The sequence below is a fragment of the Pyxidicoccus sp. M15 genome, from assembly GCF_056858435.1.
This window is the reverse complement of record NZ_CM166495.1, coordinates 7,379,330-7,405,578: the sequence shown is the minus strand read 5'-3', so window position 1 is coordinate 7,405,578 and position 26,249 is coordinate 7,379,330. Positions and strand designations below refer to the sequence as shown.

Annotated in this window: 17 protein-coding genes; 6 read left to right on the top strand and 11 right to left on the bottom strand. The window is 70.6% G+C overall.

Annotated features, from left to right (window positions below):
* Positions 1-124: 124 nt before the first annotated feature.
* A complete protein-coding gene (locus ACX9TP_RS27385) occupies positions 125-1,267 on the top strand; it encodes a glutathione-independent formaldehyde dehydrogenase (protein ID WP_482973568.1) in 1,143 nt (380 codons plus the stop codon).
* Between the two features lie 279 nt (positions 1,268-1,546).
* Positions 1,547-4,222 carry an ATP-dependent Clp protease ATP-binding subunit gene (locus tag ACX9TP_RS27380; protein WP_482973567.1) on the top strand — a complete coding sequence of 892 codons (2,676 nt, stop codon included), beginning with the start codon at positions 1,547-1,549 and terminating at the stop codon, positions 4,220-4,222.
* Between the two features lie 36 nt (positions 4,223-4,258).
* Here the strand turns inward: ACX9TP_RS27380 and ACX9TP_RS27375 are convergent, their stop codons facing one another.
* The 4 genes from ACX9TP_RS27375 to ACX9TP_RS27360 all read right to left on the bottom strand — a co-directional run bounded on the left by ACX9TP_RS27375 (position 4,259) and on the right by ACX9TP_RS27360 (position 9,301).
* Positions 4,259-5,464, bottom strand: a complete 1,206-nt coding sequence (locus tag ACX9TP_RS27375; RefSeq protein ID WP_482973566.1) for an ABC transporter permease — start codon at positions 5,462-5,464, stop codon at positions 4,259-4,261.
* 18 nt (positions 5,465-5,482) lie between these two features.
* Positions 5,483-7,087 (bottom strand): efflux RND transporter periplasmic adaptor subunit, encoded by a 1,605-nt coding sequence (locus ACX9TP_RS27370; RefSeq protein ID WP_482973565.1) that lies wholly within the window; start codon positions 7,085-7,087, stop codon positions 5,483-5,485.
* Positions 7,088-7,133: 46 nt separating this feature from the next.
* Positions 7,134-7,817 (bottom strand): ABC transporter ATP-binding protein, encoded by a 684-nt coding sequence (locus ACX9TP_RS27365; protein WP_420718383.1) that lies wholly within the window; start codon positions 7,815-7,817, stop codon positions 7,134-7,136.
* A 71-nt stretch (positions 7,818-7,888) separates the two neighbouring features.
* Positions 7,889-9,301, bottom strand: a complete 1,413-nt coding sequence (locus tag ACX9TP_RS27360; protein WP_482973564.1) for a TolC family protein — start codon at positions 9,299-9,301, stop codon at positions 7,889-7,891.
* A gap of 379 nt (positions 9,302-9,680) precedes the next feature.
* On the opposite strand from ACX9TP_RS27360, the gene ACX9TP_RS27355 reads away from it, so the two are divergent.
* Both ACX9TP_RS27355 and ACX9TP_RS27350 read left to right on the top strand, forming a co-directional pair.
* The gene (locus ACX9TP_RS27355) at positions 9,681-11,012 is read left to right on the top strand and encodes a sensor histidine kinase (RefSeq protein ID WP_482973563.1); all 1,332 of its coding nucleotides are present in this window, start codon (positions 9,681-9,683) and stop codon (positions 11,010-11,012) included.
* A gap of 4 nt (positions 11,013-11,016) precedes the next feature.
* The gene (locus tag ACX9TP_RS27350) at positions 11,017-12,384 is read left to right on the top strand and encodes a sigma-54-dependent transcriptional regulator (protein WP_482973562.1); all 1,368 of its coding nucleotides are present in this window, start codon (positions 11,017-11,019) and stop codon (positions 12,382-12,384) included.
* 10 nt (positions 12,385-12,394) lie between these two features.
* On the opposite strand, the gene ACX9TP_RS27345 is transcribed toward ACX9TP_RS27350, so the two are convergent.
* Positions 12,395-12,976, bottom strand: a complete 582-nt coding sequence (locus ACX9TP_RS27345; RefSeq protein WP_482973561.1) for a hypothetical protein — start codon at positions 12,974-12,976, stop codon at positions 12,395-12,397.
* A gap of 103 nt (positions 12,977-13,079) precedes the next feature.
* Here ACX9TP_RS27345 and ACX9TP_RS27340 point away from each other — a divergent pair, with 103 nt between their 5' ends.
* Entirely contained in the window at positions 13,080-13,544 is a 465-nt protein-coding gene (locus ACX9TP_RS27340; RefSeq protein ID WP_482973560.1) for a tetratricopeptide repeat protein, read from the top strand.
* A gap of 66 nt (positions 13,545-13,610) precedes the next feature.
* Here the strand turns inward: ACX9TP_RS27340 and ACX9TP_RS27335 are convergent, their stop codons facing one another.
* Positions 13,611-15,833 carry a M4 family metallopeptidase gene (locus ACX9TP_RS27335; protein WP_482973559.1) on the bottom strand — a complete coding sequence of 741 codons (2,223 nt, stop codon included), beginning with the start codon at positions 15,831-15,833 and terminating at the stop codon, positions 13,611-13,613.
* Between the two features lie 118 nt (positions 15,834-15,951).
* Complete coding sequence (locus ACX9TP_RS27330; RefSeq protein ID WP_482973558.1) at positions 15,952-16,599, bottom strand: HAD hydrolase-like protein; 648 nt, start codon at positions 16,597-16,599, stop codon at positions 15,952-15,954.
* Between the two features lie 87 nt (positions 16,600-16,686).
* On the opposite strand from ACX9TP_RS27330, the gene ACX9TP_RS27325 reads away from it, so the two are divergent.
* Entirely contained in the window at positions 16,687-19,860 is a 3,174-nt protein-coding gene (locus ACX9TP_RS27325) for a protein kinase domain-containing protein (RefSeq protein ID WP_482973557.1), read from the top strand.
* Here ACX9TP_RS27325 and ACX9TP_RS27320 read toward each other — a convergent pair.
* The 4 genes from ACX9TP_RS27320 to ACX9TP_RS27305 all read right to left on the bottom strand — a co-directional run bounded on the left by ACX9TP_RS27320 (position 19,857) and on the right by ACX9TP_RS27305 (position 26,227).
* On the bottom strand, positions 19,857-21,074 hold the full coding sequence (locus ACX9TP_RS27320) for an ADYC domain-containing protein (RefSeq protein ID WP_482973556.1): 1,218 nt from the start codon (positions 21,072-21,074) through the stop codon (positions 19,857-19,859). The genes ACX9TP_RS27325 and ACX9TP_RS27320 overlap by 4 nt on opposite strands.
* Before the next feature lie 254 nt (positions 21,075-21,328).
* Positions 21,329-22,186: a hypothetical protein gene (locus tag ACX9TP_RS27315; protein ID WP_482973555.1), complete on the bottom strand. Its 858-nt coding sequence runs from the start codon at positions 22,184-22,186 to the stop codon at positions 21,329-21,331.
* Between the two features lie 200 nt (positions 22,187-22,386).
* Positions 22,387-23,703: a J domain-containing protein gene (locus ACX9TP_RS27310; protein WP_482973554.1), complete on the bottom strand. Its 1,317-nt coding sequence runs from the start codon at positions 23,701-23,703 to the stop codon at positions 22,387-22,389.
* Positions 23,704-23,821: 118 nt separating this feature from the next.
* The gene (locus ACX9TP_RS27305) at positions 23,822-26,227 is read right to left on the bottom strand and encodes an endonuclease MutS2 (RefSeq protein WP_482982231.1); all 2,406 of its coding nucleotides are present in this window, start codon (positions 26,225-26,227) and stop codon (positions 23,822-23,824) included.
* Positions 26,228-26,249: the final 22 nt, after the last annotated feature.

The following is a 26,249-nucleotide window of genomic DNA, read 5'->3' as shown; positions in this document are numbered from 1 at the left end:
CCTGCGGTGCTTCGGTCACCCTTCCGCCGCGCGGCCGGCTCCCTCGGTGGGGCGGGTTGTCCTGACGTGCGTTCCTGCCAAGGCTTGTCGAGGACTGCTGCAACGCCATGCACAAGGGGGCACCATGAAGGCACTCGTCTACGAGGGACCGCGCAAGGTCAGTGTGAAGGAAGTGCCGGACGCGAAGATTGAGCGGCCCACCGATGCGGTGGTGCGCATTCGCAGTACCAACATCTGCGGCTCCGACCTGCACATGTACGAAGGCCGCACCGACATGGAGTCGGGCCGGGTGCTCGGGCACGAGAACCTCGGAGAGGTGGTCGAGGTCGGCTCGGCGGTGGACAAGCTGAAGGTGGGCGACTGGGTGGCCGTTCCCTTCAACGTCAGCTGTGGCCACTGCGAGAACTGCGAGCACGGCCTGACCGCCTTCTGCCTCACCGCCAACCCGGCGGGGACGGCCGGCGCCGCCTACGGCTTCGCCGACATGGGGCCCTACAACGGCGGGCAGGCCGAGTACCTGCGCGTGCCCTGGGCCGACTTCAACTGCCTGCGGCTGCCGGAGGACGCCGAGGAGAAGCAGCTCGACTACGTGATGCTCGCCGACATCTTCCCCACCGGCTACCACGTCACCGAGCTCGCCGGGCTCATGCCGGGCGAATCCGTCGTCATCTTCGGTGGAGGGCCCGTGGGACAGATGGCCGCGCTCTCCGCCACCATCAAGAGCGCGAGCAAGGTGATGGTCGTCGACCGCCATCCGGACCGGCTCGCTCTCTGCGAGAAGATTGGCGCCATCCCCATCGACTACTCGAAGGTGGACCCCGTCGAGCGGGTGAAGGAGCTCACCAACGGCAAGGGCGCCGACCGCGGCTGCGAGTGCGTGGGCTACCAGGCGCACGACCCGCAGGGGACGGAGCACCCCAACCTGACGATGAACAACCTGGTGAAGGCGGTGAAGTTCACCGGCGGCATCGGCGTGGTGGGCGTCTTCATCCCCAATGACCCCGGCGGCCCGGACACCTTGGCCAAGCAGGGTGAAATCGTCTTCGACTGGGGCATGCTCTGGTTCAAGGGGCAGCGGGTGGCGACCGGCCAGTGCAACGTGAAGGCCTACAACCGCCAGCTGCGAGAGCTCATCCACCTGGACAAGGTGAAGCCCTCGTGGATCGTCTCGCACACGCTCCCGCTCGACAAGGCGCCTGACGGCTACCTGCACTTCGACAAGCGCGACAGCGGCTGGACCAAGGTCGTCCTGCAGCCGGCTGCATGAGCCGGCGCGAAAGCGGAGAAAGGGAGGGGGCCGCTTGATGGGCCCCAGTGCCTCGTGAGCCGTCAGAGGGGCCTCACCTCCTGCCGTGTGCGCCAGGTGGGGCCGCAGGTGCGGGCGTGAGGCAGCGGCAGGCGCGCTGCGGAGCGCCGCACGCCCCGCGGTTCGAGCAGGCAGCGACTCGGGACCTCATGGTGAGGATGCGTTGCGGTCCCCAGCTTTACGTTCAACCGAGACTCGGGGCGCCACCGGTGTGACGGCCCTGAAGGGGGACTCTGCGCCATGGCCAACCTTTGTCAGCTCTGCCAGCAACGCCCCGCGACGACGCGGGTGATGCGGGTTGTGGGCAACCGGAGGACGACCGAGGAGCTGTGTGACGTATGCGCCAGCCAGCGCTCGCGCTTCGGGCGCGTAGGACTGGGCACGTCACTGTTCGACCAGTTCTTCAGCGGCTTCGATGACGAGGACTTCGGGGGCCTGCGCGGAACACCCGAGGCCATCCGGCAGCCGGTGGAGCGCTACGACATCACCGAGGCTTTCTCGGAGGACACCCGCCGGGTGCTCGCCTCGGCCTTCGAGGCAGCGCAGAAGGCGGGCGCACCCGCCATCGACACCGAGCATCTCCTGGTGGCCATCGCACGGGACCCGGGCGGCCAGGAGGTGCTCACCCGCCTGAAGATGGACCCGGCCCGGGTGGCCCAGCGCGCCGAGGCGGAGATGCGAAGGGGCAAGCGGCCCATGGAGCGGCCCGAGCTGTCGCCCCATGCCAAGCGCGCGTTGGAGCTCGCCTACGAGGAGGCCTACGCGCTCGGCCACTCCTACGTGGGCCCGGAGCACGTGCTGCTGGGTCTGCTGCAGGAGGGCGAGGGGACGGCGTCGGAAATCCTGCGGGAGCTGGGCGTCAAGCACCAGGACGCGCGCGAGGCCGTCAAGGAGGCGCTCGCCCCGGGGGCGGAGAAGAAGCGGTCGGACACGCCCACCCTGGACGAGTACTGCCGGGACCTGACGCAGCTGGCCTCCGAGGGCAAGCTGGACCCGGTGGTGGGGCGGGCGAGCGAAATCGAGACCACGCTGGAAATCCTCTCCCGCCGCACGAAGAACAACCCCTGCCTCATCGGCGAGCCGGGCGTGGGCAAGACGGCCATCGCCGAGGGCATCGCCCAGCGCATCACCTCCCAGTCCGTGCCCGACACGCTGCGCGACAAGCGCGTGCTGCAGCTGGACCTCTCCGCACTGCTGGCGGGCAGCAAGTACCGCGGTGAGTTCGAGGAGCGGCTCAAGAAGGTGATGGACGAGGTGAAGGACCACAGCGAGGAAATCATCCTCTTCATCGACGAGGTGCACACCCTCGTGGGAGCTGGCGCCGCCGAGGGCGCCATGGACGCCGGCAACATGCTCAAGCCGGCCCTGGCCCGCGGGGAGCTGCACGTCATCGGGGCCACGACCCTCAACGAGTACCGCAAGAACATCGAGAAGGATGCGGCGCTCGAGCGCCGCTTCCAGCCGGTGCTGGTCCCCGAGCCCACCCCGGAGCAGGCCATCGAAATCCTCGAGGGCCTCAAGGACCGCTACGAGTCGCACCACCGCGTGCGCATCAACGATGAGGCCATCGTGGCCGCGGTGGAGCTCTCCGACCGCTACATCCAGGGACGCTTCCTGCCGGACAAGGCCATCGACCTGGTGGACCAGGCCGCGGCGCGCGTGCGGCTGAGGCAGTCCGCACGCCCCGAGCGGCTGACCCACGCCGAGCACTCGGTGGCGAAGGTGCAGCGCTCGCTCGCCGAGGCGCGTGACCGCAAGGACACGAAGCGCGCCCAGGAGTGCGAGGCGAGGCTGAAGGAGGCGAAGAAGGAGGAGTCGGCCGCGCAGAAGGAGTGGAAGTCCGCCAGGCGCGAGGAGACACCGGAGGTGACGGACAGGGACATCGCCGAGGTGCTCTCGCGCATGACGGGCATCCCCGTCACCCAGATGACCGAGGATGAGCGCAAGAAGCTCATGTACCTGGAGCAGCGGCTGCACGAGCGCGTCATCGGCCAGGACGATGCCATCCGTGCGCTCTCGCAGGCCATCCGCCGGGCGAGGGCCGGGCTGAAGGACCCGAACAAGCCCATCGGCTCCTTCCTCTTCCTGGGACCCACGGGCGTCGGCAAGACGGAGCTGGCCAAGACCCTGGCCGAGCTGATGTTCGGGGACGAGAAGGCGCTCATCCGCTTCGACATGAGCGAGTACATGGAGAAGCACACCGTGAGCCGGCTGGTGGGCGCCCCTCCGGGCTACGTCGGCTACGAGGAGGGCGGTCAGCTGACCGAGGCCGTGCGGCGACGCCCCTACTCGGTGCTCCTGTTCGACGAGGTCGAGAAGGCCCACCCTGACGTGTTCCACATCCTGCTGCAGGTCCTCGACGACGGGCGGCTCACCGACGCCCAGGGCAAGGTGGTGAGCTTCAAGAACACGGTCATCATCGGCACGAGCAACCTCGGCTCCAAGAGCATCCAGGAGGCGACCGAGCGCAAGGAGCCGCAGGACCGCATCCGCGAGCGGGTGATGTCCGTGCTGAAGGGGCACTTCCCGCCGGAGTTCCTCAACCGCATCGACGAGGCGGTGATGTTCGAGCCTCTCAACCGCGCGCAGATCCGTGAGATCGTCAACCTGATGCTCGAGAGGACGCGGCGCCTGCTCCACGGGCAGGCCATCCAGATGGAGGTGACGCCCGCCGGCATCGACGCGCTGCTGGAGCGTGGGTGGGACCCCACCTACGGGGCCCGGCCAATGCGGCGCGAGATCCAGCGCTCCATCGAGGGCCCCATCTCCGAGTCCCTCATCAGCGGCAAGCTGCGCGAGAACAGCCGGGTGCGCGTCGACTTCCGCGATGGTGAGTTCAAGTTCGAGGAGGTGGAGACCGTGGAGGAGCGGGCGGAGCGGCCCGCCGCGGAGGAGCAGCCTCCAGCGGTCCATTGAGAAACCCGGCGTCGGACTGAGAGCGCCGGGTGACGTTCACTCGTACCGCAGCGACTCGATGGGAGCGAGGCTCGCCGCGCGCCGGGCGGGCCAGATTCCGAAGAACACACCCACCGTCGCGGAGAAGGCGATGGCCACGATGATGGCCTCGGGCGCGACCACCACCGTCCACCCAGCCACCTTCTGCAACACCGTGGCGCCGCCCACGCCCAGCAGCAGCCCGAGCGTGCCACCCGCGAGACACAGCACCAGCGACTCCACGAGGAACTGGAGCATGATGTCCATGCCCGTGGCGCCCAATGCCTTTCTCAGGCCAATCTCTCGCGTCCGCTCCGTCACCGACACCAGCATGATGTTCATGATGCCAATGCCTCCCACCAGCAGGGAGATGGCGGCGATGCCGGCCAATAGCAGGGAGAACGTCTCCGTCGTCTCCTGCATCGTCGTGAGCAGCGAGGCCTGGTCGCGGATGTTGAAGTCCGCCTGCGCCTCCGGCCGCAGCCGGTGCTCGCGCCGGAGCGTGGTGTCAATCTCTATCATCGCATCGTCCATGGACTTGTCGTCCGTCGCCTGCACGGCGATGGAGCGGATGCGGTCGCTGCCCATCACCCGGAACTGCGCGGTGGAAAGCGGGATGTAGAGGCTCTCATCCGGATTGGAGAAGCCCTGGGCTCCCTTCTCCGCCAGCACGCCGATGACCTCGAAGGGGATGCCGCGGATGCGGACGCTCTCGCCCACCAGGGACGAGGAGTCCTTCAGGCCCAGTTGCGCACCCGCCAGCGCGCCCAGCACCACCACGCGACGGCGGCCCCGGTCCTCCGCGTCCGTGAAGAGCCGTCCCGTCACCACGCGGCCCTGGTTGATGTCGAAGTAGTCCGGCCAGGTGCCCACCACGGAAAGGTTCGCGTTGGCCGCGCCGTACTCCACCTGGAAGCGCGACTCGATTTCGGGGGCCACGGCCTGGATGTGCTTCGGGTTCGCCCGCAGCGCCTCCGCGTCGTCGATGGTCATCGACGCCTGTCCTCGCCCCAGGCCCCCCGCGAAGGACTGGCCGGGACGCACCGTGAGGACGTTGGTGCCGAGCGTCTGCAGTCGCTGCGCCACCGAGCGCTGCGCGCCTTCGCCCAGCGCCACCATGGTGATGACCGCGGCGATGCCGATGACGATGCCCAGCATCGTCAAGAGCGACCGCAGCTTGTTGGCGAGGACCGCGTCGAACGCGACCCGGATGATTTCACCCATGACCTGGCCTCCTCCTGACTACCGCGCTCCACGCCCGCCAGCGCCACCCGCGCCGGGAACGATTCCGCCGGCCATCTGACGCATCCGCTCCGTGCTCCGCTGCTGCTGCGCCTTGAGCTGCGCGACGGAGATGAGCAGCACCTTCTCACCGGGCTCCAGCCCGCTGACCACCTCCGAGCTCTCCCAGTCGCTCATGCCCAGCACCACGCGCCGGGGCTCCGTTCCCTTCGCGCCCTGCACGAAGACGATGCCCGGCCGCGTGTCACCCGTGGCCTGGCTGCCAGCGCGCGCCCCCCGGCCGCCACGGCCTCCGCCCTGGCCCGCCGCCGGCACCACATTCGCGCCGCCGGCACCCGCCACGGCTCCGGCCGCGCCCACGTTGGCTCCCGCCGTGGCAGCGCCGCCAGCGGTGGCGGTGGTCGTCGCCCCGCCCGCAGTCCCAGAGCCTCCCGCATTCGCACCGCCCACCGCATCCCCATTGCCCGCGCCGTCGCCACGGCCGCGTGCGCCTCCACCCCTGGCGACGACTCCCCTGCCTTCCGCCGCGTTCCCATTGCCGGCGCTGTCACCGCTGCCCGGGCCGTTCGCGGAGGGCGCACCGCCTCCCGCGCCGGGAGCTCCACCCGCCGGACGCATCACCGCGCGCACGGCCTCCTCGGAGACCCCCACCGCCGTCGCCGCGGAGCGGGCATCGCGCATGCTCGCCACCGCCGCGTTGGGCACGGTGACCGCGTCACGTCGACGCGAAATCTCGATGGAGACCTCCGCGTTCATCCCCGGCCGCAGCAGCCCCTCCGGGTTGTCCATCCGGACAATCACCGGGAAGAGGGTGACGTTCTGCTCGACGAGCGCCTGCGGCTCCACCTTGACGACGTCGCCCATGAAGACGCGGCCCGGGTAGGCCTCCATCGTCACGCGGGCCTTCTGGCCGGCCTTGATCTGCCCCACGTCCGTCTCGTCCACCTTGGCACGCACCTGCATCACCGACAGGTCCGCCATCTTGAACAGCGTGGTGCCACCCGACACGTTCGACGTCGCCGAGGCGATGATGAGGCCGGGCTGAATCGTCCGCTCCAGCAGCGTGCCGGCAATCGGCGCGCGAATCGTGACGTCCCGGCTGCGCTCCTTCGCGAGCTGCAGGTTCGTCTCCGCCCGCACCTTCGTCGCCCGCGCCGTGGCGGACGCGTCCACCGCGGCCTCGTACTCCTGCTGGGTGACGTAGCCGGACTTGCGCAGCTCCTCCAGGCGCAGCCGCTGGGCCTCCGTGGTGTTCATGCGCACCCGCGCGGAGTCCACGTCCGCCTGCGCCTGGGCCAGCGCGTTCTGCACGTCGCGCGGGTCCACCTCGGCGAGCAGCGCGTCCTTCTCCACCTTGTCGCCGGTGTCGAAGTGGACGCGCAGCACCTCGCCCGAGGCCTTCGACTTCACCTCCACCACGCGCAGCGGCTCCACCAGGCCGGAGGCCTCGGCGACCACCTCCATGTCCTTGCGCTCCACCACCGCCACCGACGTGGACTGCTCCTGTACCTGCGGCTCCGCGGTGCGCGTCTTGATGACGTAGCCACCCGCGCCGAGCAGGAGCGCCGCGGCGCCCGTGATGACCCACTTCTTCGTCTTGCTCACGACGTCCTCCAAGGTCCATGTCGCCGCGCCCGAGGCACGGCGCTGCTCAGTCCCGCTTCCGCTCGTCCCGCTCGATGACGCCGTCCTTCAGGAACAGCACCCGCTGCGCGTGCGCCGCGATGTCCGACTCGTGCGTGACGAGCATCAACGTCTGGCCCTGCGAGTGAAGCTCGCCGAAGAGGGCCATGATTTCTTCTCCCGTGCGGCTGTCGAGCGCGCCCGTGGGCTCGTCCGCCAGCAGCAGCGCCGGGTGCGTCACCAGCGCGCGGGCAATGGCCACGCGCTGGCGCTGACCACCGGACAGCTCGTTGGGCCGGTGGTCCTTGCGCGCTCCCAGGCCCACCTTCTCCAGCATCGCCGCCGCGCGCTCGCGCCGGACCTTCTTGGGCACGCGCGCGTAGATGAGCGGCAGCGCCACGTTGTCCAGCGCGGAGGCGCGGGGCAGCAGGTTGAAGCTCTGGAAGACGAAGCCCAGCTCCCGGTTGCGGATGCGCGCCAGGTCGTTCTCGGACATGCCCGCCACCGGCTGCCCGTTGAGCCAGTACTGCCCGCCGCTGGGCACGTCCAGGCAGCCGATGAGGTTCATGAAGGTGGACTTGCCCGAGCCGGACGGGCCCATGACGGCCACGTACTCGTTGCGGCGGATGGTGAGGTCCACGCCGCGCAGCGCGCGCACCACCTCCGAGCCCATCTTGTAGTCCTTGCGCAGCCCCTCGACGCGGATGACCACGTCCGAGATGTCCCGCCCGCTGGTGGGGACGGGGCCCGTCGCCGGCTGCGCCTGCGTGCTCGCGGTGGGATTCACAGCCGCCTCCCGGCCAGCGCCTCCAGCTCGGCGCGGGCAATCTGGTAGTCGAAGCGCGCGGCCACCAGGTTGATCTGCGCCTGGACCAGGCTCTCCTGGGACGTCAGCAGCTCCAGGATGGTGGTGGCGCCCAGGCGGTAGCGCTCCTGCTGGACCTTGATGTCCTCCTCGGCCACCTCGACGGACTGCTTCGCGAAGTTGATGCGCTCCGACGTGAGGTTGAGCTGGCTCAGCGACTGCCCCACGCCCGAGCGCACCGCGCGCCGCGTGTCCGCGAGCTGCACCTGCGACACCGACTCCGCCGTCCGCGCGCGCACCACGCGCTCCTCGCGCAGGAAGCCGTCGAAGATGGGGTAGGAGAGGCCCAGCCGCACGGACCAGCTCGTCCGGCCGCCCACGAAGCCCAGGTCCTGGTTGAACCAGTCATAGCCGGCGGACAGCCGCACCGTGGGCAGGTACTCCGACTTCGCCGCGCCCACGCCGGCTTCCGACGAGCGCAGGTTGGCCTCCGCCGCGAGCACCGACGGCGCCCGCGCCACGATTTCATTCACCAGCGCGTCCTCGGTGAGCGACAGGGGCTTGGGCTCCATGGTGTCGAGCGGCTTCGCGTCCACCGCACCGTCCTCGCCGATGAGCCGCCCCAGCGCCAGCGACGCCGAGTTGCGCTGCGTCTGGGCGGTGAGCAGGGCCTCGCGCGCCGTGGTCAGCTCGAGCTGCGAGCGCAGCACGTCCGAGCGCGTCGCCGAGCCCACCGCCAGCCGACGCTCCGCGGCCTCCGCGTTTCCCTTCGCCCGCTCGATTCGCGAGCGCGCCACCTCTTCCAGGCCCTGCGCGCGGAGCACCTCATAGAAGGCGCGCTCCACGTCGAGCACCGCGGTGGATTGCTGCGCGGTGAGCTGCGCCTCGGCCGCGCTCGACTGCGCCTTCGCCTGACGGCGGTTGGCCCCGCGCTGGCCACCCGTGAAGACGTCCCACCCGGCCGACAGGCCCGCGCTGTACGTGTCGTTGGAGCCCGACGTCACCGCGCCCGTCTCCGGGTCCAACCGGTTGCTGCTCGCCAGCGAGCTGCTCGCGTTCGCCGACAGGCTCGGCAGGTATGCCCCGAAGGCGCTGCGCTCGGCCGCCTCGGACGTCGTCACCGTGCCGGCGGCCTGCGCCACCTGGGGGCTCGTCTTCAGCGCCCGGGCAATGGCCTCATCCAGGGTGACACTCACCGCCGGGCGCGGCAGGGGCATCTCCTCCGGGCGCCGCTGCTGTTGCTGCGGCTGCGCCGCGGCGGGCGGCTGCGCCAGACCCACGCCCGGCGCCGACACCAGCCCGAGCATGCCCAGGGCCAGGGCCGTCATCCGGTGGGGCCGCTTCTTCGACCACGCTGTCTGGGGCGTCTTCATCACAAGAGGGGACTGCATACGCCTTGCCAGCCTCCAACTCTTTGAAATGATAGGTGAATTCGCCATGGCCCCGGCGGAAACCGCGCCCTGACTGCGGATTTCGCATGCCCGCCCGGCAGCCCTCCACGCCAGGTGGCACCCGGGAGGCCCGCGTCCCTCGGGAGCCCGCGTGAAAAGCGCGTGGGCCCCCTGATTGCAGTGGAACAGGTGACGCAGAGGATCTGCGAGGCCCCCGTGCCCGCCCGTCCTCCCAGCCTGCGGCCTGAAGAGTCGCGCTCCGTTCCCCTGGGGAGGTGCCCATGACGTTGGAGACAGCCGAGCGAGGTGGTGCCCGCGGGACGGGGTGCCCGGCTGGAAGAGAGTGCGGATTCCGCACTCCGCATGCAGAGTTCGCAGTGTGGAAGGCAAGCCCCTGGACCTGGAGTCCCCGCAGCGGAGGCCGGCGATGAGCGCCACGTCGTGGTGGCGCCCGCGAGGCCCGCGGCTGCCGTGGGTGGCGGCGGTGCTGATGTGCGCCGTGCTGCTGGCCGCCGCGCTGTTCATCCGCCGCTCGGCGCTGGAGTCCTCTTCGCTGGTGAAGCGCGGCATGGCCAACGTGCTGATGCTCGCCGGGGTGGAGGCCTTCCGCGACTCGACGGGCGTGCCGACCCAGGACTCCATCGAGGCCTTCCTCGAGGCCCACCGGGACGGCGGGCTGCGCTACGTGGCCATCGTCCAGGACGGGAAGGTGCTGGCCTCGGCGGGAGAGGGCTCCGTCGGCGACCTCGTCCACCAGCAGGACGGGCCCCAGCTGCGGCTCGACGGGAGCCGCGCCCGGCTCGTCCACCGGCTGCGGCGGCCGCGCTCGCCGGCCAGCGCCGTCGAGGCGCCCGTGGTGACGCCTCCGCCGGAGCCACAGGACCCGCGCAAGATGCTGCGCATCGCCTACGAGTTCGAGCCGCTCACCGCGCAGGAGCTGGAGTCGCGCTCGCAGCGGCTGCTCATCGTGGCGATGGTGTCGTGCGGTGGGATTCTCGCGCTCGCCTTCGCCTTCTCGCGGGCGCTGACCCAGCGCGAGGCCCTGGCGGAGGAGCTGGAGCGCGGGAGGCGGCTCGCGGCGCTGGGCACCATGTCCGCCGTGCTGGCGCACGAGCTGCGCAACCCGCTGGCCTCGCTCAAGGGCCACGCGCAGCTGCTGGCCGAGCGGGTGGAGCGCGACGAGGCGCTGCGCCCCAGGGTGGACCGCGTGGTGAACGAGGCGGTGCGGCTGGAGCAGCTGCTCAATGATTTGCTCGGCTTCGTGCGCGGCGGCGAGCTGCGGCGCGTGGACGCGGACCCGAACGACGTGCTCCGCGCGGCGGTGGAGGCCACGGGCGAGGCGAGCGTGGAGGCCCGCTACCTGCCGGCGGGCACGCACTGGCCGCTCGATGCCGGGCGCCTGCAGCAGGCGCTGGAGAACGTGCTGCGCAACGCGGTGCAGGCGAGCCCGCCGGGGCAGCGCGTGGAGGCGCGGGTGGAGCAGGAGGGCAAGTCGCTCGTGTTCACCGTGAAGGACCACGGGCCGGGCATCCCCGCGGGGGAGGAGGAGCGCATCTTCGAGCCGTTCGTCACGGGGCGCCTGCGCGGCGTGGGGCTCGGCCTGTCCATCACCCGCCGCATCGTCGAGCTGCACGGCGGCACGGTGAGCGCGCGCAGTCACGCGAGCGGGGGCGCGGAGTTCCGCCTCACCGTTCCTTCCCGGGGGAGCTGAAGCGATGGCGCGAATCCTGGTGGCGGATGACGAAGAGGGCGTGCGCTCGTTCCTGGCCGACGCGCTGGAGTACGAGGGCCACGCGGTGACGACGGCCGCCGACGGCGACGAGGCGGCGCGGCTGTTGGCGAAGCAGGGCGTGGACCTGCTGCTGACGGACTTGAAGATGCCGGGCCTGGACGGGCTGTCGCTCCTGCGCAAGGTGCGCGAGGAGCAGCCAGACGTGGAGGTCATCGTCCTCACCGCCGTGGGCTCCGTGGAGAGCGCGGTGGCGGCGATGAAGGCCGGCGCCTTCGAGTACCTCACCAAGCCGGTGAGCAGCCCGGCCGAGCTGCGGCTGACGGTGGCGCGGGCGCTGGAGCGCCGCTCGCTGCTCAACTTCAAGGCCGAGGCCCGGCACTCCGCGGGCGAGGTGGTGCTCAGCTGGGGCGCGCCGTCCATGGGCCCGGTGGTGGAGGCCCTGCGCAAGGTGGCGCCCACGCAGGCCACGGTGCTGCTGGTGGGCGAGAGCGGCACCGGCAAGGAGGTGGCCGCGCGCGCCCTCCATCAGCAGAGCGAGCGCGCCGACGGGCCCTTCGTGGCCGTCAACTGCGCGGCCCTGACGGAGACGCTGCTGGAGAGCGAGCTGTTCGGCCACGAGAAGGGCGCCTTCACCGGCGCGGTGGCCCAGCGGCGCGGGCGCATCGAGCTGGCCCAGGGCGGCACCTTCTTCCTCGACGAGGTGGGAGAGCTGAAGGCGGAGCTGCAGGCGAAGCTGCTGCGCGTGCTTCAAGAAAGGCGCTTCGAGCGGGTGGGCGGCGCGCGGACGCTGGAGGCCGACGTGCGCTGGGTGGCCGCCACCAACCGCGACTTGCGGGCGATGATGGCGCGCGGCGAGTTCCGCGAGGACCTCTACCACCGCCTCGCCGTGTTCCCCATCCGCCTGCCCGCGCTGCGCGAGCGGCGTGAGGACCTGAAGCCCCTGTCGGAGCTGCTGCTCCGGCGCATCGGTGAGGAGCTGGGGCGCCCGGGGCTGCGGCTGTCCCCCGAGGCCGCCGCGCGCCTGGAGGACTTCTCGTGGCCGGGCAACGTGCGCGAGCTGCGCAATGCGCTGGAGCGCGCGGCCATCCTCGCGGACGGCCCGGTGGTGGAGTCACGTCACCTGTGGCTGGACCCCACGAGCGCACCGGCTTCATCCGGGGACGCTCCAGGCGCTCCGGCGGCGCCCGGCGACGGCGCGCGGGTGCCGGACACGACGCTGGAGGCACTGGAGCGGATGGCCATTGAACAGGCCATCGCGGCCGAGGGGGGCAACCGCAAGCGCGCCGCCCAGCGGCTGGGCATCGGCTTGCGGACGCTCTACGACAAGCTGCGGCGCTACGGCATGCAGTGAGCGCGAAGGCTCACGGAGGGCCGTAGCCCTGCACGCGCGAGTTCAGCTCCACCGCGGTGGCGTAGATCTGCGCCCAGGCCCGGAACTTGAAGCGGTCCCCGAAGCCCTTCTGGTCATTGGCGTAGTCGAACAAGTCCTTGCGGAACTGCGCGTCCGCGGCCTTGCGCGCCTCGGGGGCGAGCGGGGTGCCCTTCTTCGCGTAGTAGCGGAGGATGTCGTAGCCGTAGTCGTGCGTCTTGGCGGCCGGGTCGAACTCCTTGTCCGGGCCAATCTTCCCGGGGGCCGACGCGGCGCCATGCGGGTCCTGCATCCGCTGGCCGTGCTTCGTCTGGATGGCGTAGGGCTTGTAGCCCATGACCTTCTCGAAGTCGGCCGGGGGCGGGCGGGCGCCGGTGAGGTACTCGCTCATCAGCTTGCCGTGGTCCCCCGCCGGAGCGGCGCCCACCTTCGCGGTGCGCTGCGCCGCCGTGGGGGCGCCGGTGAACGTATCCTTCGGCTGGGGACGCACCGGAGCGGCGGTGTTGGGCCGGGCGGCGGCGGGCTCGGTGGAGACGGGGCGGCGGGCGGGGGCTGACGGGGGACGGACGAGCATGGGAACCCTGGGGGAGAAGTTTCCTATGCGCTCATTGTCGGAGATTGTAGGCCTCGAGTTGCGTGAAAATGACTGACGCACCGCGTGGTGCGAGGAGACCCTGGTGGCAGCGGACCTGTATCGCGACGGAATGGCCCGGCTGGAGGCCGGAAACGTGGGGGAGGGGCGCCGCCTGCTGGAGGAGGCGCTCGTGCTGTCACCCGGCTCCGTGGAGGTGATGCACGGCCTGGCGCGGGCCCTGGACATGGCGGGAGAGCGCGCCCGGGCGGAGGAGCTGCTGGAGCTGGCCCATGCCCGCGCTCCGGACGCCCCCGAGCCCGCGTGCGACCTGGCCATGTTCCTGCTGGAGAAGGGCGACGACGCCGGGGCGGCGCGCGTGCTGGCGCCGGTGCTGGCGGCCCATCCGGACCATCCGCGAGCGAACCTGCACCTGGCCATGGCCCTGGCGAAGACGGACCCGGGCCGGGCGCGGGGGCACGCGGAGCGGGCGCGCCGGGGGCCAGACGCGGAGATTCAGCAGCAGGCGTTGGCGCTGGAGCGCGTGCTCGAGGCCGCCACCCCGCGCTGAGAAACACGACGGGCGGCCTCCCGTGGGGGAAGCCGCCCGCCTTGCTTCAACGACTTCGCGGCGTGACTACGGCCGCGTGTAGTTGATGGTCAGGCTGTACGAGGCCGTGCCCGAGCCGGCGCCGCGCACCATGACGTGCGCGGCCGTCTGCCCGGCGGGCACCGTCAGCGAGCACGTCTCCGAAGCGCCGGACGTGTTGGGCCGGCAGTCGTAGAGCTGCTGGGTGGGGGCCGTGCCGAAGCGGACATACAGGTCCGGGTTGCGCGTGCCCGTCATCACCACGCTGAAGGTGGTGCCGGGAACGACGCTGTAGGGGCCGAAGCGGTCGTTCTCGTTCTTCGCCACCGTGCCGGACGCCGTCGTCGTCGTCGGCGTGCCGCCGGTGCCACCGCCGCCGTACGTGCCCGTGAGCGTCACGCCCGAGTAGGAGCTGTACCCGTTGACCATGACGTACCAGGTGCCGGCCTGCGGGTTGGTGAAGGTGCACGTCTCCGCGTTGCCACCGGTGTACGGACGGCAGTCGTAGGTGCCGCTGTTCGGCGCGCTGCCGAAGCGCACGTACAGGTCCGCGTCACCCGTGCCGCCGGAGGTCTCGAACTTCAGGCTCGTCTGACCGGCGGGCACCTCGAGCGTGTAGTACTTCTTGCTGCCCGAGCTGCCGGACAGGCCCGTCACCGGCACCGCGTTGGTCAGCGGCGTCGTCACCGGGGGCGGGGGCGGCACGCCCACGGCGAGCCACGCGTCCGTCACGGCCTGCACCGTGGCCGCGTCGTAGCCGAGCGCCTGCGCGGCCTGGATGGTGTACGTCTTCGCCTGCTCGAAGGTGGTGCTCGGCGTGAAGAGGTCCGTGTTGGCCTTGTAGAAGATGCGGCCGGCCTTCTCCGGGCCAATCGCCGTCACGTTGATGCTCGTCTTGCCGCGCGGGTGCGTGCCGCCCTTGGAGAGCAGCGAGAAGACGAGGTTGCTGATGCCGGAGCTGTAGTGCACGTCCACGCCGGACGAGTAGTCGCCGTAGAAGTCCAGCGAGACGTCGTCGGCGGCCGGGTCGTCCATGTAGCGCAGGGCGTCGCCGGAGATGCCGGGCGTCCAGATGTCCTCGCCCACCTTGAAGACGTCCGCGTCCGTGGCCCAGCCGCGCGTCCAGCTCTCGCACACGCCGGCGAAGATGTCGGACATGGACTCGTTGAGGCCGCCGGACTCACCCGAGTAGATGAGGTCCGACTCGGTGTCCGTCACGGCGTGGGTCAGCTCGTGGACGGTGACGTCCAGGTCCTTGCCCAGCTCGATGGAGTCCACGCCGTTGCCGTCGCCGTACACCATCTGAGTGCCGTCCCAGTAGGCGTTCACGTAGTTGGTGCCGTAGTGCACGGTGCTGATGAGCGCCGCGCCGGCGTTGTCGTACGAGTCGCGGCCGAACAGCGTCTGGTAGCAGTTGTACGTGGCGCCGAGCTGGTCGTAGTTCATGTCCACGTGCGCGTCGCCGATGGCGGCCTGGCCCTCGCTGCGCTTCAGCGTGCCCGGCGTGGTGGAGCCGTTGTTGGCGCTGTAGACGCGGCGGTTGATGGCCGAGTGGAGCTGCGGGTGCACGGCGAGCACGCCGCCGCGCTGCGCGTCCACGTAGACGAGGTCATCGGCGGGCATGCCGTTGCGCTCGCCCACGGTGCGCACCTGCCAGGCCAGCCGCGCCTCGCCGGAGCCGTCCGTGTGGATGAAGACGAGGGTGGCGGGGCCGCGCGCGGTGGCGCCGCTCGCGCCGGAGCCCAGCTCCGCGGCCTTCAGCGCGGCGGCGGAGGCCACCGTCGGCTCGGCGGAGACCTTGCCGCCGCCGTGGGCCGTGCCGTTGGCCGCGTAGATCTGACCCTTCGAGTCCGCGTGGAGCACGAGCTCGGCGCCCACCACGGGCAGGCCCTGGAGGAGCTGCCGGAAGCGCAGGTGCTTGTGGCCCTGGGCGTCCACGGTGGAGCGCCGGAAGACGAGGTCGTCGTTGCGCAGGCGGAAGGCCGCGGCGATGCCGACCAGCGCCTCGCGAGCCTCGCCGCCCGCGTCCAGGCGCGCCTTCTGCGCGGAGTCCGTGGCCAGCTGTCCCAGCTCGCCGCGGATGAAGTAGGGCACCTCGCCGTCACGTCCCAGCACCTCGGCGCCCGGGAGGCGGGCCAGCGCGGCCTGGATGTCGGCGTCCTTCGCGTCTCCTGCCGCCGGCTGCTCCGACTCCGGCTGTACCGAGCCACACGCCGCCAGCCCCGCGCCCAGCCACGCCGCCCAGAACGTCCTCGAGAATCGATTGCTCACGCGCACGACCTTTCCTGAAGAAGGACGGATTTCATGACACATGAGGAATTCTGAATTCAAGTGGATATTATGTGTTCATGGTATTTTGAGCATACTGCTTGACGATGCCCGTGTTGTCTCAGGGGGCCTGGGCGGACCAGCGGCGCACGCACTCGGCGACGTCGCGGGGGTGCTCGGCGATGGCGTCCGGCCCGGCCTGCCGCAGCAACTCCAGGGCGTCGGCGCCCCAGCGCACGGCGATGACCTTCACGCCGACCTCCTGGCACGCCGCGATGTCCCGGAGCTCGTCGCCCACGTAGACGAGCTGCTCCCGCTGGAGCCCGGTCCGCTTCATCATCGCCCGCAGCAGCCGGGCCTTGCCGAAGAGGTTGCTGCTGCAGTGGATGCCCTCCACGAGGTGCTCGGAGTCGTGGTGCCGCAGGAAGGCCCGGATGTTCTCCTCGCGGTTGCTGGACAGGATGAGGACGTGGAGCCCGCGGCGCTTGAGCTCCTGCAGCAGCTCGGGGATGCCCTCGTTGAATCGAATCGAGTGCATGGCGCTCCGCAGGCTGCGGCCCACCTGCACGACCAGCCAGGGCAGGCGGTACGGGGGCACCTTGAGCCGGCTGCACCGCTCCAGGATGGAGAGCTCCCGCAGCTCTCCGATGTTGTCGAGCGTCAGCTTGCCGTAGTGGTTCTTCTCCGCGAGCTCGTTGTACAGCCGGACGACGACCTCCATCGAGTCCGCCAGCGTTCCGTCAAAGTCGAAGACGACGTGGGTAATCACGGGGCCGCATCTTGCCGCAGGGCGTCGCCGGACGCCTCCCTCCGAGGCGGTTGAGGCGGAAAAGGCGCTCGTGCCAGCGTGCCCCCCATGGGGGATTCCGAGTCGACAGGAGCACCGACGCTCGCACCCGAGAAGGACGGCGCTCCGCCGTCCCGGGGGGCGCTTCCGGTGGAGGACTGGGATCGTTACGAGCTCGGCTCGCTGCTGGGCCGAGGCGGCATGGGCGAGGTCTACGCGGCGAGAGACCGGCGCCTGGGGCGGAGCGTCGCGCTCAAGTTCATCCGTGGCGCGGACCCCGACCGGGTGATGCGCCTGCTCCAGGAAGCCCGCGCCCAGGCGCGCATCCACCACCCGGGCATCTGCGAGGTGTACGAGGTCGGTGAAGTCGCCGGCCGGGCCTACATCGCCATGCAGCGCGTGGGCGGGGAGCGGTTGGACGTCGCGGCCCGCGGCATGTCCCTGCCGGAGAAGGTGCGGGTGATGCAGGCGGTGGCCGACGCGCTCCACGAGGCGCACCGGCTGGGCGTCATCCACCGCGACCTCAAGCCCTCCAACATCCTGGTGGAGCGTGGGCCGGACGGGCAGTGGCTGCCGGTGCTGGTGGACTTCGGCCTCGCGTACGAAGTGCAGCAGGGCCACGGCCTCACCGAGACGGGGGCGCTGATGGGGACGCCCGCGTACATGTCCCCGGAGCAGGCCCGTGGCGACGTGCGGAGCATCGACCGACGCTCGGACGTGTATGGGCTGGGCGTGACGCTCTACGAGCTGCTCACGGGCACGGCGCCGTTCGCGGATGCGACGGCCGTGGGCACGCTGGCGAAGGTGCTCCACGACGAGCCGCTGCCCCCACGCTCGCACGTGCCCCAGCTGCCGCGCGAGCTGGAGACCGTGACGCTCAAGTGTCTGAGCAAGGAGCCGGACCGGCGCTATCCGTCCGCGCGGGCACTCGCGGAGGACCTCGGCCGCCATCTCGACGGGGAGCCCATCCTCGGCCAGCGTCCGGAGCTGTCGTATCGGCTGCGGCGGTGGGCCCACCGGCACCGGCCGCTGTTCGTGCTCTCCGCGCTGTCGCTGGTGAGCCTGGTGCTCGTCGCGGGCCTCGGGGTGCGCTCGGCGTGGGAGGCGCGACATGCCCGGGAGCAGGCAGAAGGCCGCGCGCGGCTGGCCGAGCGGCTGGGGCAGCAGGTGAAGGAGTCGGAGTGGTTCCTGCGCGTGGCCTACATGCTGCCGCTGCACGACACGGGGCCGGAGCTGCGGCACGTGCGGGAGCGCATGGAGCGAATCGCCGCGCAGCCGAATGCGCTGGGCAGCGCGGGCGAGGCGCTGGTGCACCACGCCGTGGGACGGAGCGCCCTCGCGATGCTCGACTTCGAGCGGGCCCATGCGGAGCTGACGCGGGCGAAGGCGCTGGGGCTCGACTCACCGGAGCTGCATGCCGCGCTGGGGCGGGTGCTGGGAGAGCTGTACCGCCGCGCGCTGGAGGACGCGCGGCGCAGCGGTGGACTGGAGTGGCTGGCCGGACGGCAGCGCGAGCTGGAGCGGCGGTACCTGGAGCCCGCGCTCCAGGCGCTCGAGCGAAGCCGTGGGGCGGAGCTGGAGGCGCCCCGCCATCTCGAAGGGCTGATTGCCTTCTACCGCCGGGACTACGAGGCCGCGTCACAGGCGGCGTCACGGGCCATGGTGGAGACGCCGTGGATGTACGAGGCCCGGAAGCTCGCCGGGGACGTCGCCTCCGCGCGGGCGATGGAGCTGCTGGAGCGGGGCGAATACGAAGGTGCGCGGGCGGGGTTCCAGGAGGCGGGCCGGCTGTACGCGGAGGCCGAGGCGCTGGGGCCGAGCGATGCGCGCAACGCCGAGGCGCTCGCGGAGTCGTGGCAGCAATTGGCGGAGATTGACCGGCGGCAGGGGCGCTCTCGCAAGGAGTCGCTGGAGCGCGCGCTGGAGGCGTCCAGCCGGGCGCTTCGGGCCGCGCCGCTGCGTGCTTCGGGGCACACGCGCCGGGCCTTCATCCTGATGAACTGGTACCGGCTGATGCGGTTCCAGGCGGGAGGCTCGGACCCGAAGCCCATCCTCCAGGAGTGGATGGCCACGGCGACGCGCGCCGTGGCGCTGGAGCCCGGGGATGCCCCCGCCTACGACACGCTGGGCACCGCCCACGCCATGCGAGGACTCCAGGCGGCGCGAGACAGCGAGGACCCGAGACCCGCCTGGGACGAGGCCATCCGCTGCCTGAAGCAGGCCCTGGTGCTCCAGCCGCGCTACCCGTGGGCGCTGAATGACCTGGCGCTGGTCTACCGCTGGAAGGGGAACCATGCGCGGGAGCACGGGCGCTCGCCTCGTGAGTCGTACGAGGAGGCGGAGCGCGCCTTCCTACGCGCCGTCGAAATCGACCCGAAGTACCTCTTCGCGTTCTCCAACCAGGCAGACCTGTACAACGCCATGGCGGAGGTATCCGTCGCGCACGGGCGCTCTCCTGAAGCGGAGGTGACGAAGGCGCTCCAGGCGGCACGGCAGGCCCTGTCGCTGGACGGCCGCTACTACGCGGCGATGAACCAGGTGGCGCTCGCGGAGCTGACGCGGGCTCGCTACCTCCTCGAGAGCGGTGGCGACCCGCGCCCGGCGCTGGCGCGCGCGTTCCAGCAGCTCGACGCGTCCGTCGCCATCAACCCGGGCTTCGCGAGGACGTCTTTCTACCGCGCTGTCGGGCATCAGCTCGCCGCGCTCCATGCGCTGCGGGAGGAGGGGGAGCCGCGCGCCTCGTTCGAAGCGGGGCGCAAGGCCCTGGCGGAGGCGTACCGTCTGGAGCCGGGCTGCGTGGACTGCCGCGTCGTCAGCGCGCGGCTGGGGCTGGCGGAGGCCGGGTGGGCGAAGCGGCGGGGACAGGCTTCACGGGCCCTGATTCAGGGGGCACTCACGGACGCCCGGCGCGCCGTGGAGCTGTACCCCCATGGCGAGGCGCACCAGGAGCTGGCGCGGGTGTACCTGGCGCTGGCCGAAGCACACCAGCCCGACGCGGTGGAGCTGGGGCTGGCGCAGGTGGAGCAGGCGCTTCGCATGCAGCCAGACCTCGCGCAGGCTCACGCCCTCCGGGGGAGCCTGCTGTGGATGCGCGCGCGAGCGGAGCGGGACGTGCCCGCCCGGGAGACTGCGAGACAGGCCCGGGCTGCGCTGGCCCGGGCGATGGAGCTCAACCCGCTCCTCGTGCGGGAGTACGGAGCGCGCGTGACCGAGTTGGAGTCAGGGCTCTCCGGCGCGCGTTAACGCCTGCCATCGCAGAATCCCTCGAGCCTGAAGGCGCCCGGACCGGTGGCGAGCTTGCCGTAGGCGCTCCAATGCGCCTCGGTGCAGTAGGGCACCTGTGACACGAGCTCGGCGGGCAGGCAGATGTCGAGGCGCCGCCGGTCCCGTGGGTTGAGGCACACCGCGCCCTGCGGGCTCCAGATGGCCTCGAGCTTGTTGAGGGAGTCAGACTTGATTCCATACTGGTCCCGCATGACGATTTGCGTCCCATTCTTCGTGTAGCTCGTCGTGTCCCCCAGGCCGACGAAGTAGGCGGCGCGCTTTGCCTGCAGACAGGTGCGGAACAGGTACTCGCTCGCAGCGGGTTCCCTGGGCTTGGGGTTCCAGGGGGAGTAGCCCCAGAGGATGCACGTGTCGATGGCGCCCGAGACACAGCTCATCGTCGTTACGTCGGAGACGTCCTGGACCTCGGCGGTCACCCCGTCGACCTCCTTCCCGACGAGGAAGGATGCATTGACACTGCTGCCGCCCACTTTGCAGTGCTGCTTCCAGTCCCCATCGGAGTCCAGCTCCCTGTACGACACGGTGTAGCGATGGAGCTCCGTGGGCGGCTCGTCCACGTACTTCAGCTTCATCTCATAGCGATAGACCTGGAGGGGAAGCGGGTATGGCGCTGGCCGCGTGAAGCTGAAGCGAAGCCTGAACGCCTCCAGGTCGTGCCCCTGCGCTGTGAAGACCGTCGTGGGGTGAGGCTCCTCCGGTGAGGGAGGGTTCATATACTGGAGGGTGAGCGAGGTCCGCTCACCGCCGACCCTGATGAGGTTCACGGGCGACTCTCGCCCTGAGCCATCCACGATGACGGCGCTGACCGTCCCATACACCTGGAGGAACATCCTATCCCGGAGCCTGATGTAGACTGTGCGGTCGATATTGACGAAGGCTTCGGGACATATCCGGGGCCACCCGTGGGAGTTCTCCAGGCAGTAGTCATTCTGGTTGGCGATGTAGATGCCCCGGGCATTCCAGTCCCCCGGGTCGCAGCTCCCCGTGGTGCAGGCGAGCAAAGCCCCGAGCGGGTACACCTTGCAATTGCTATTGAGGGTCTCGCACGCGTCCGTGGGCAGGGCGGCGTCGTAGCTTCCAGTGGGTAGAGGCTGCGCTGAGGCAGACGGGGTGCCTCCCCACAGGGCCAGCAGCAGGGCCGTACAACGCAGCGACAACAGGACTGGCTTCATGGGTGTATCCCCCTCGTGTGCTTCGGTGATGCCATGGCTCATAGCCAACGCCGTGCCAGGAATTGCTTCGGCGCGGATTAGGGCTTCGCCTCGGAGTCGGAGCGAAAAGGCACACGCGTGACACGCCGGGTGGCACGCTGACGTGTGCCACGCGGTGCCGCCTGTACTCGTCGAGGTGCGTGCGGCTCAGCGCACGGCACGGGCTCGCCGCGGACAGGAGCGGCGAGCCCGGGTGAGCAGCCTGGAGCCCCTGCTCAGGGGTACCAGGTCTCGCTCCAGGCGCCGGTCACCCCGATGCGGCTGTAGGGCAGGAGGGACAGGGAGATGCTGCCGAAGGGGGCGTTGTTGCAGGCGTGGTTGGACGTGAGGCAGAGGTCCGACGCGGCCCAGCCGCCGCCCAGCTGGAAGTTGCCGGTGCCCAGGTGGAGGTACGGCTGGCCGTTGTACGTTCCCCTGCCCACCCATGCGTAGGGCAGGTTGACGCCGGACTTCAGGTCCAGCAGGCAGCGGACGCCATTCGTCGCCACGCCATTGATGTACACCTTCATCTCGTTGAGATTGGGATTGCCACACTTCGTCATCTCGAACGGGAGCAGCTCATACAGGAGGGTGTCGTAGGACTCCGCGCGATACCAGGTCTCATTGATGGGCCCCTGGAGGGTAATCTTGCTCGCCCCCCCAGGCTGGTCGATGGGCTCCAAGGCCTGGATGTTCAGGGTCTGGTTGACGAACGCCTGCCCGTGCTCGCCATTGCCGTAGATGTCCGCCAGGGAGCCCCAGAACCTGACGCCGCCGTTGAAGTTGTCGCCCGCGGCGTAGCCGACGTGACGATAGATGTAGCTGCCCCAGCGCCCCTCGCCGTACCAGGCGAAGGAGTGGTTGTTCACCACCTTCACGCAGCGGATGCCCGCGATAGTCGGCGAGTTTACGTCCTTGACGTAATACGTCCGGGTGTGAGGCCCGCAGCGGAAGTTCGTCAGCAGCGCCGCTTCGGTGCTGGCCGGAGCCTGCGGCTCCAGTGGCGCCGCGTCTTCCACTCCGCCGCAGCCGACGCCCACAGCCGTACACAGCGCCATCACGAGGATGGCCCGTGTGAATGCATTCCCACTCATGTCTTGCTTCCTTTCAAGGATGATGGATTGACGTGTCGGGCGAAGCGCGCCGCTCCGCCAGACACCCGTCCCTTGAGCAAGACGCGGACCAGGATTGGGGGTCCGGCACATCAATGACTTGCATCGCGAGGGCGGCATGCTGACACAGCCGAGGTGTCACGCGAGCGGTGCCAGGCTGTGCCACCTGCGAGGGGCAAGGCTCAGGACGACTGTCTACGGACGCGCTCCCACGCTTCGATAATCCGGCGCGTTTCCTCCTGCGCCAGCGCCTGCAGCTTGGGGCCGAGCTGCGCGACCTTGTCGGGGTGGTACTGGGCCACCAGCGCAAGGTAGGCGCGCCTGACTTCCGACAGCGGAGTGTTTGGAGCGACTCCGAGCACCTCCCACGGCGAGGGCGGTGGCGGCTCCCTGGGGGCGGCTGGCTTCCGCGGCTCTTCGTCCGCTTCCCGCTCGTCCTCCTCGTCCGCGTCGGACGCATCATCCGCGTCCTGCTCGTCCTCGGCGGCTGCGTCGCCATCGTCCGCGTCGGACGCATTGTCCGCGTCCTGCTCGTCCTCGGCGGCTGCGTCGCCGTCGTCCGCGTCCCGCGCATCCGCGTCAGGCGCGTCCTGCTCGTCCTCTTCCTTCTGCGCCTCCTCGTCGTCCGCGGGCAGGTCGAAGCCCACGCCACAGGTGGAACACAGCAGCTTCTCCTGCTGCCCCCCGGTCTCCAGCGGGACGACGCGGGTGTCGAAGCAGTCACCGCAGACGATGTTCCGGCAGCCTTCACACCGGGCGGCGGACCCGGCCTCCTCCAGTCCCTGGCCGCAACGAGGACAGTCGTCCGGCAGCGGCGCCTCCTCACCGCAGCGCACGCAGAACGCCCACGCCCGGTCGAGGCTGCTGTCGCACCCCGCGCACTCCAACTCACTGTCCGCGTGCTGCCACTGCTTCGCCTCGCCGCACCAGGGGCAGAAGGGCATGAGCCAGGCCAGCTTCCCCGCGCACTCGCTGGAGTCGCAGTCGAACTCGAGCCGGAAGCCCCTCGTGACTGTCTGGGGAACGTTGTCCTCCTCGAAGGACTCCCCGCAGGCCCAGCAGCAGTTGAAGTGGCGGTGGGACGGCGCTCCACAGGCGTCGCAGACGGGACTGCCGGGCTCGGCCTTCCAGGGGACCTCGTCACCGCAGCCGGGACAGAAGCCCATCCAGGGCTTCACGTCCGCGTGGGTGCAGGCCTCGCGCGCGGCGCGGGCCGCCCGCTGGCGCTGCCCGGGTGGGGCAGGGAAGGGCGGTGTGTCGCCCCGGTCCGTCACGACTTCCCACAGGCAGGAGCGGCACACCCGCCCCCGGACCTTCCGGCTCTCGTTGCCGGGGATGCCCACGCGCTTGCGGAAGGCGCCCGCTTCCAGCACCTGCGTGCTCACGCATGTCTGGCACACGGCGTCGCCGCAGACCTCGCACTTCCCCGCGAGGCGGCGCCCCCCGAGGCCCAGGAGGCCGGACGTCAGCGGCTCCAGGCAGCACGGACAGGCACGCATGCCTTCTCGAATGCCCCAATCCGCCGCCAAGGTCCAGAAACCACCAGGGCCAGAAGGCCGCGCTCTCAGCAGCGGCTTCCGGCCCCGGTGTACTCCTGTCCCTGATGGGCTTCGCGAGCTACGCCCGCAGCGACACCACCGTCACGCCGTCGCCGCCCTCGTGGGCCTCTCCGGGGCGGAACATGCGGATGTATGGAGACGCGGCGAGGTAGTCACGGATGGCCTGCTTCAGCGCGCCCGTGCCGTGGCCGTGGATGATGAGCGCGGCCTCCTCGCCGCTGCGCATGCCCCCGTCCAGGAACGTCTCCAGCTCCTTCAGCGCGTCGTCCGAGCGCATGCCGCGCACGTCACAGCGGAAGTTCGTCGCCTCCACCTGCGCGGGCGCCGCCGAGGCCGCGCGCTTCAGCGCCGCATCCTGCTTCTGCCGCTCGGGGAACTTCGCCTGCTGGGGCTTGCGCGTGCGCGAGCCGGAGAGCTCCGACGTGGGCACCCGCATCTTCAGCGCGCCGCCCGCGGACACCACCGCGTGCGAGTCCGTCAGCTCGATGATTTCCACGTCCCGGGCGAGCCCCGAGTGGTGCACCCACGCACCCACCTTGAGGTTCGCCGGCCCGGGCGCTTCCACCTGGAACAGCTCCGCCTTCGCCGCCAGCGCGCGCTTCTGCGCCTCCTCCGCCCGCTGCTGCAGCTGCAGCCGGGCCTCCGACAGCGCCTTCTCGTTCTGCTCGGCGCGCAGCTTCACCAGCAGCTCTCGCACCTCGGCGGCGGCGTGCTCGCTGGCGGCGTGCACGTCCTCGTTGAACTGCATCATCCGCGCGCGGCGCTCGCGCTCGAACTGCGTCTTCTGCTTCTCCAGGTCGGCCCGGAGGTCTTCCGCCTCCTTCGCGGCCACGCGCGCCCGCTCCAGCTCCTCGTGGAGCTTGCGGCGCTCCTCCTCGGCCGCGGCCAGCGCCTTGGACAGGGGGCCGCCGGCGTTCAGCGACAGCTCCCGCGCGCGCTCGCACACCCGCTGGGGCAGGCCCACCCGGGCCGCCATCTCAATCGCCGAGGACTGGCCCGCCGCGCCAATCTGCAGGCGGTACGTGGGCGACATCCGCTTCGAGTCGAAGCCCACGCGCGCGTTGAGGAAGCGCGGGTCCATGTGCGCCAGCGCCTTCAGCTCCTCCAGGTGCGTGGTGACGAGCACCACCACGCCCTTGGCCATCAGCTCCTCCAGCACGGCGATGGCGATGGCGGCGCCCTCGCGCGGGTCGGTGTCCGCGGCGATTTCGTCAATCATCACCACCGAGCCCTCGCTGGCCGCGGCGATGATGTCGCGCAACATCGTCACGTGCGCGCTGAACGAGGACAGGCCCTGGGACAGGTCCTGCGCGTCGCCCACGGTGGAGTGCACGGAGCGGTACAGCGGCATCCGCGAGCCTTCCGCCACGGGGATGGGCAGGCCCGCGCGGAGCATCAGCGCGCACAGGCCCACGCCCGTCAGCGTCACCGTCTTGCCACCCGCGTTGGGGCCGGAGACCACCAGGGCCCGGGCCTCGCCGGTGAGCGTCACGTCGTTGGCCACCACCTCCGTGCCCCGGAGCACCAGGCGCGGGTGGCGCAACAGGCGCAGCTCCAGCTCCGTCACGTCGGCGAAGGCGGGTGTGGTGGCGTCCAGGTCCGCGGAGAGGATGGCCACGGCCTCCACCTCGTCCAGCTCCGCCACCGCCGCCAGGCCTTCCAGGATGCGGGTCGACTCCCGGCCGAGCAGGTCACTCAGCTCCTGGAGCACCCGCCGCTCCTCCTCCGTCACCACCGACTGGGCGATGGCGAGGTCGTTGCCCAGGCCCACCATGGCCTGCGGCTCCATGAAGAGCGTCTGGCCCGTCTGGCTGGCGTTGTGGACGATGCCGTCCACCTCGGAGCGGTAGTTGGACACCACCGGCACCACGTAACGCCCGTTGCGGATGGTGTAGTAGTTCTCGCGCAGCTTGGGCAGGAAGCTCTCGTCGTGGAGCAGCTCGTCCAGGCGCGACTTGATTCGCCGGTGGAGCCCGCGGGCCCTGTCGCGGGCCTCGCGCAGCTCGGGGCTGGCGCGGTCGGAAATCTCTCCGTCCGGCTCGAAGCACTGGTCGATGCGGCGGGCCATGGACTCCAGCATCGGCAGCCGGCGCGCAATCTCCATCAGCCTGGGGACGCGCTCCTTGCGCTCATCCAGGGCTTCCCGGGTGCGCACGAAGGCGAACAGGAGCTGAGCCGCGTCGATGAGCTGGCGGGGCTCCAGCATGCCGCCCTTGGCCGCGTGGCCGATGGCGGTGCGCAGGTCCACCACGCCGCCCAGGGGCATGGAGAACTGTTCCTGGGAGAGGGCGCGGGCCTCGGCGACGAGCGCGAGCGCCTCCGCCACCTGCTCGGCAGAGTCGAGGAACGGGCGGGCGAGCACGCGTTCTCTTCCGGGCTCGGTCCGACAGCGCTGGGCCAGCGCGCGGAGCACTTCCGAGAAGCCGAGGTCTTCGAGCGTCCTTTGGGATATCTGCACGGTCATGGGTTTCATGCGCGGCCGCTCG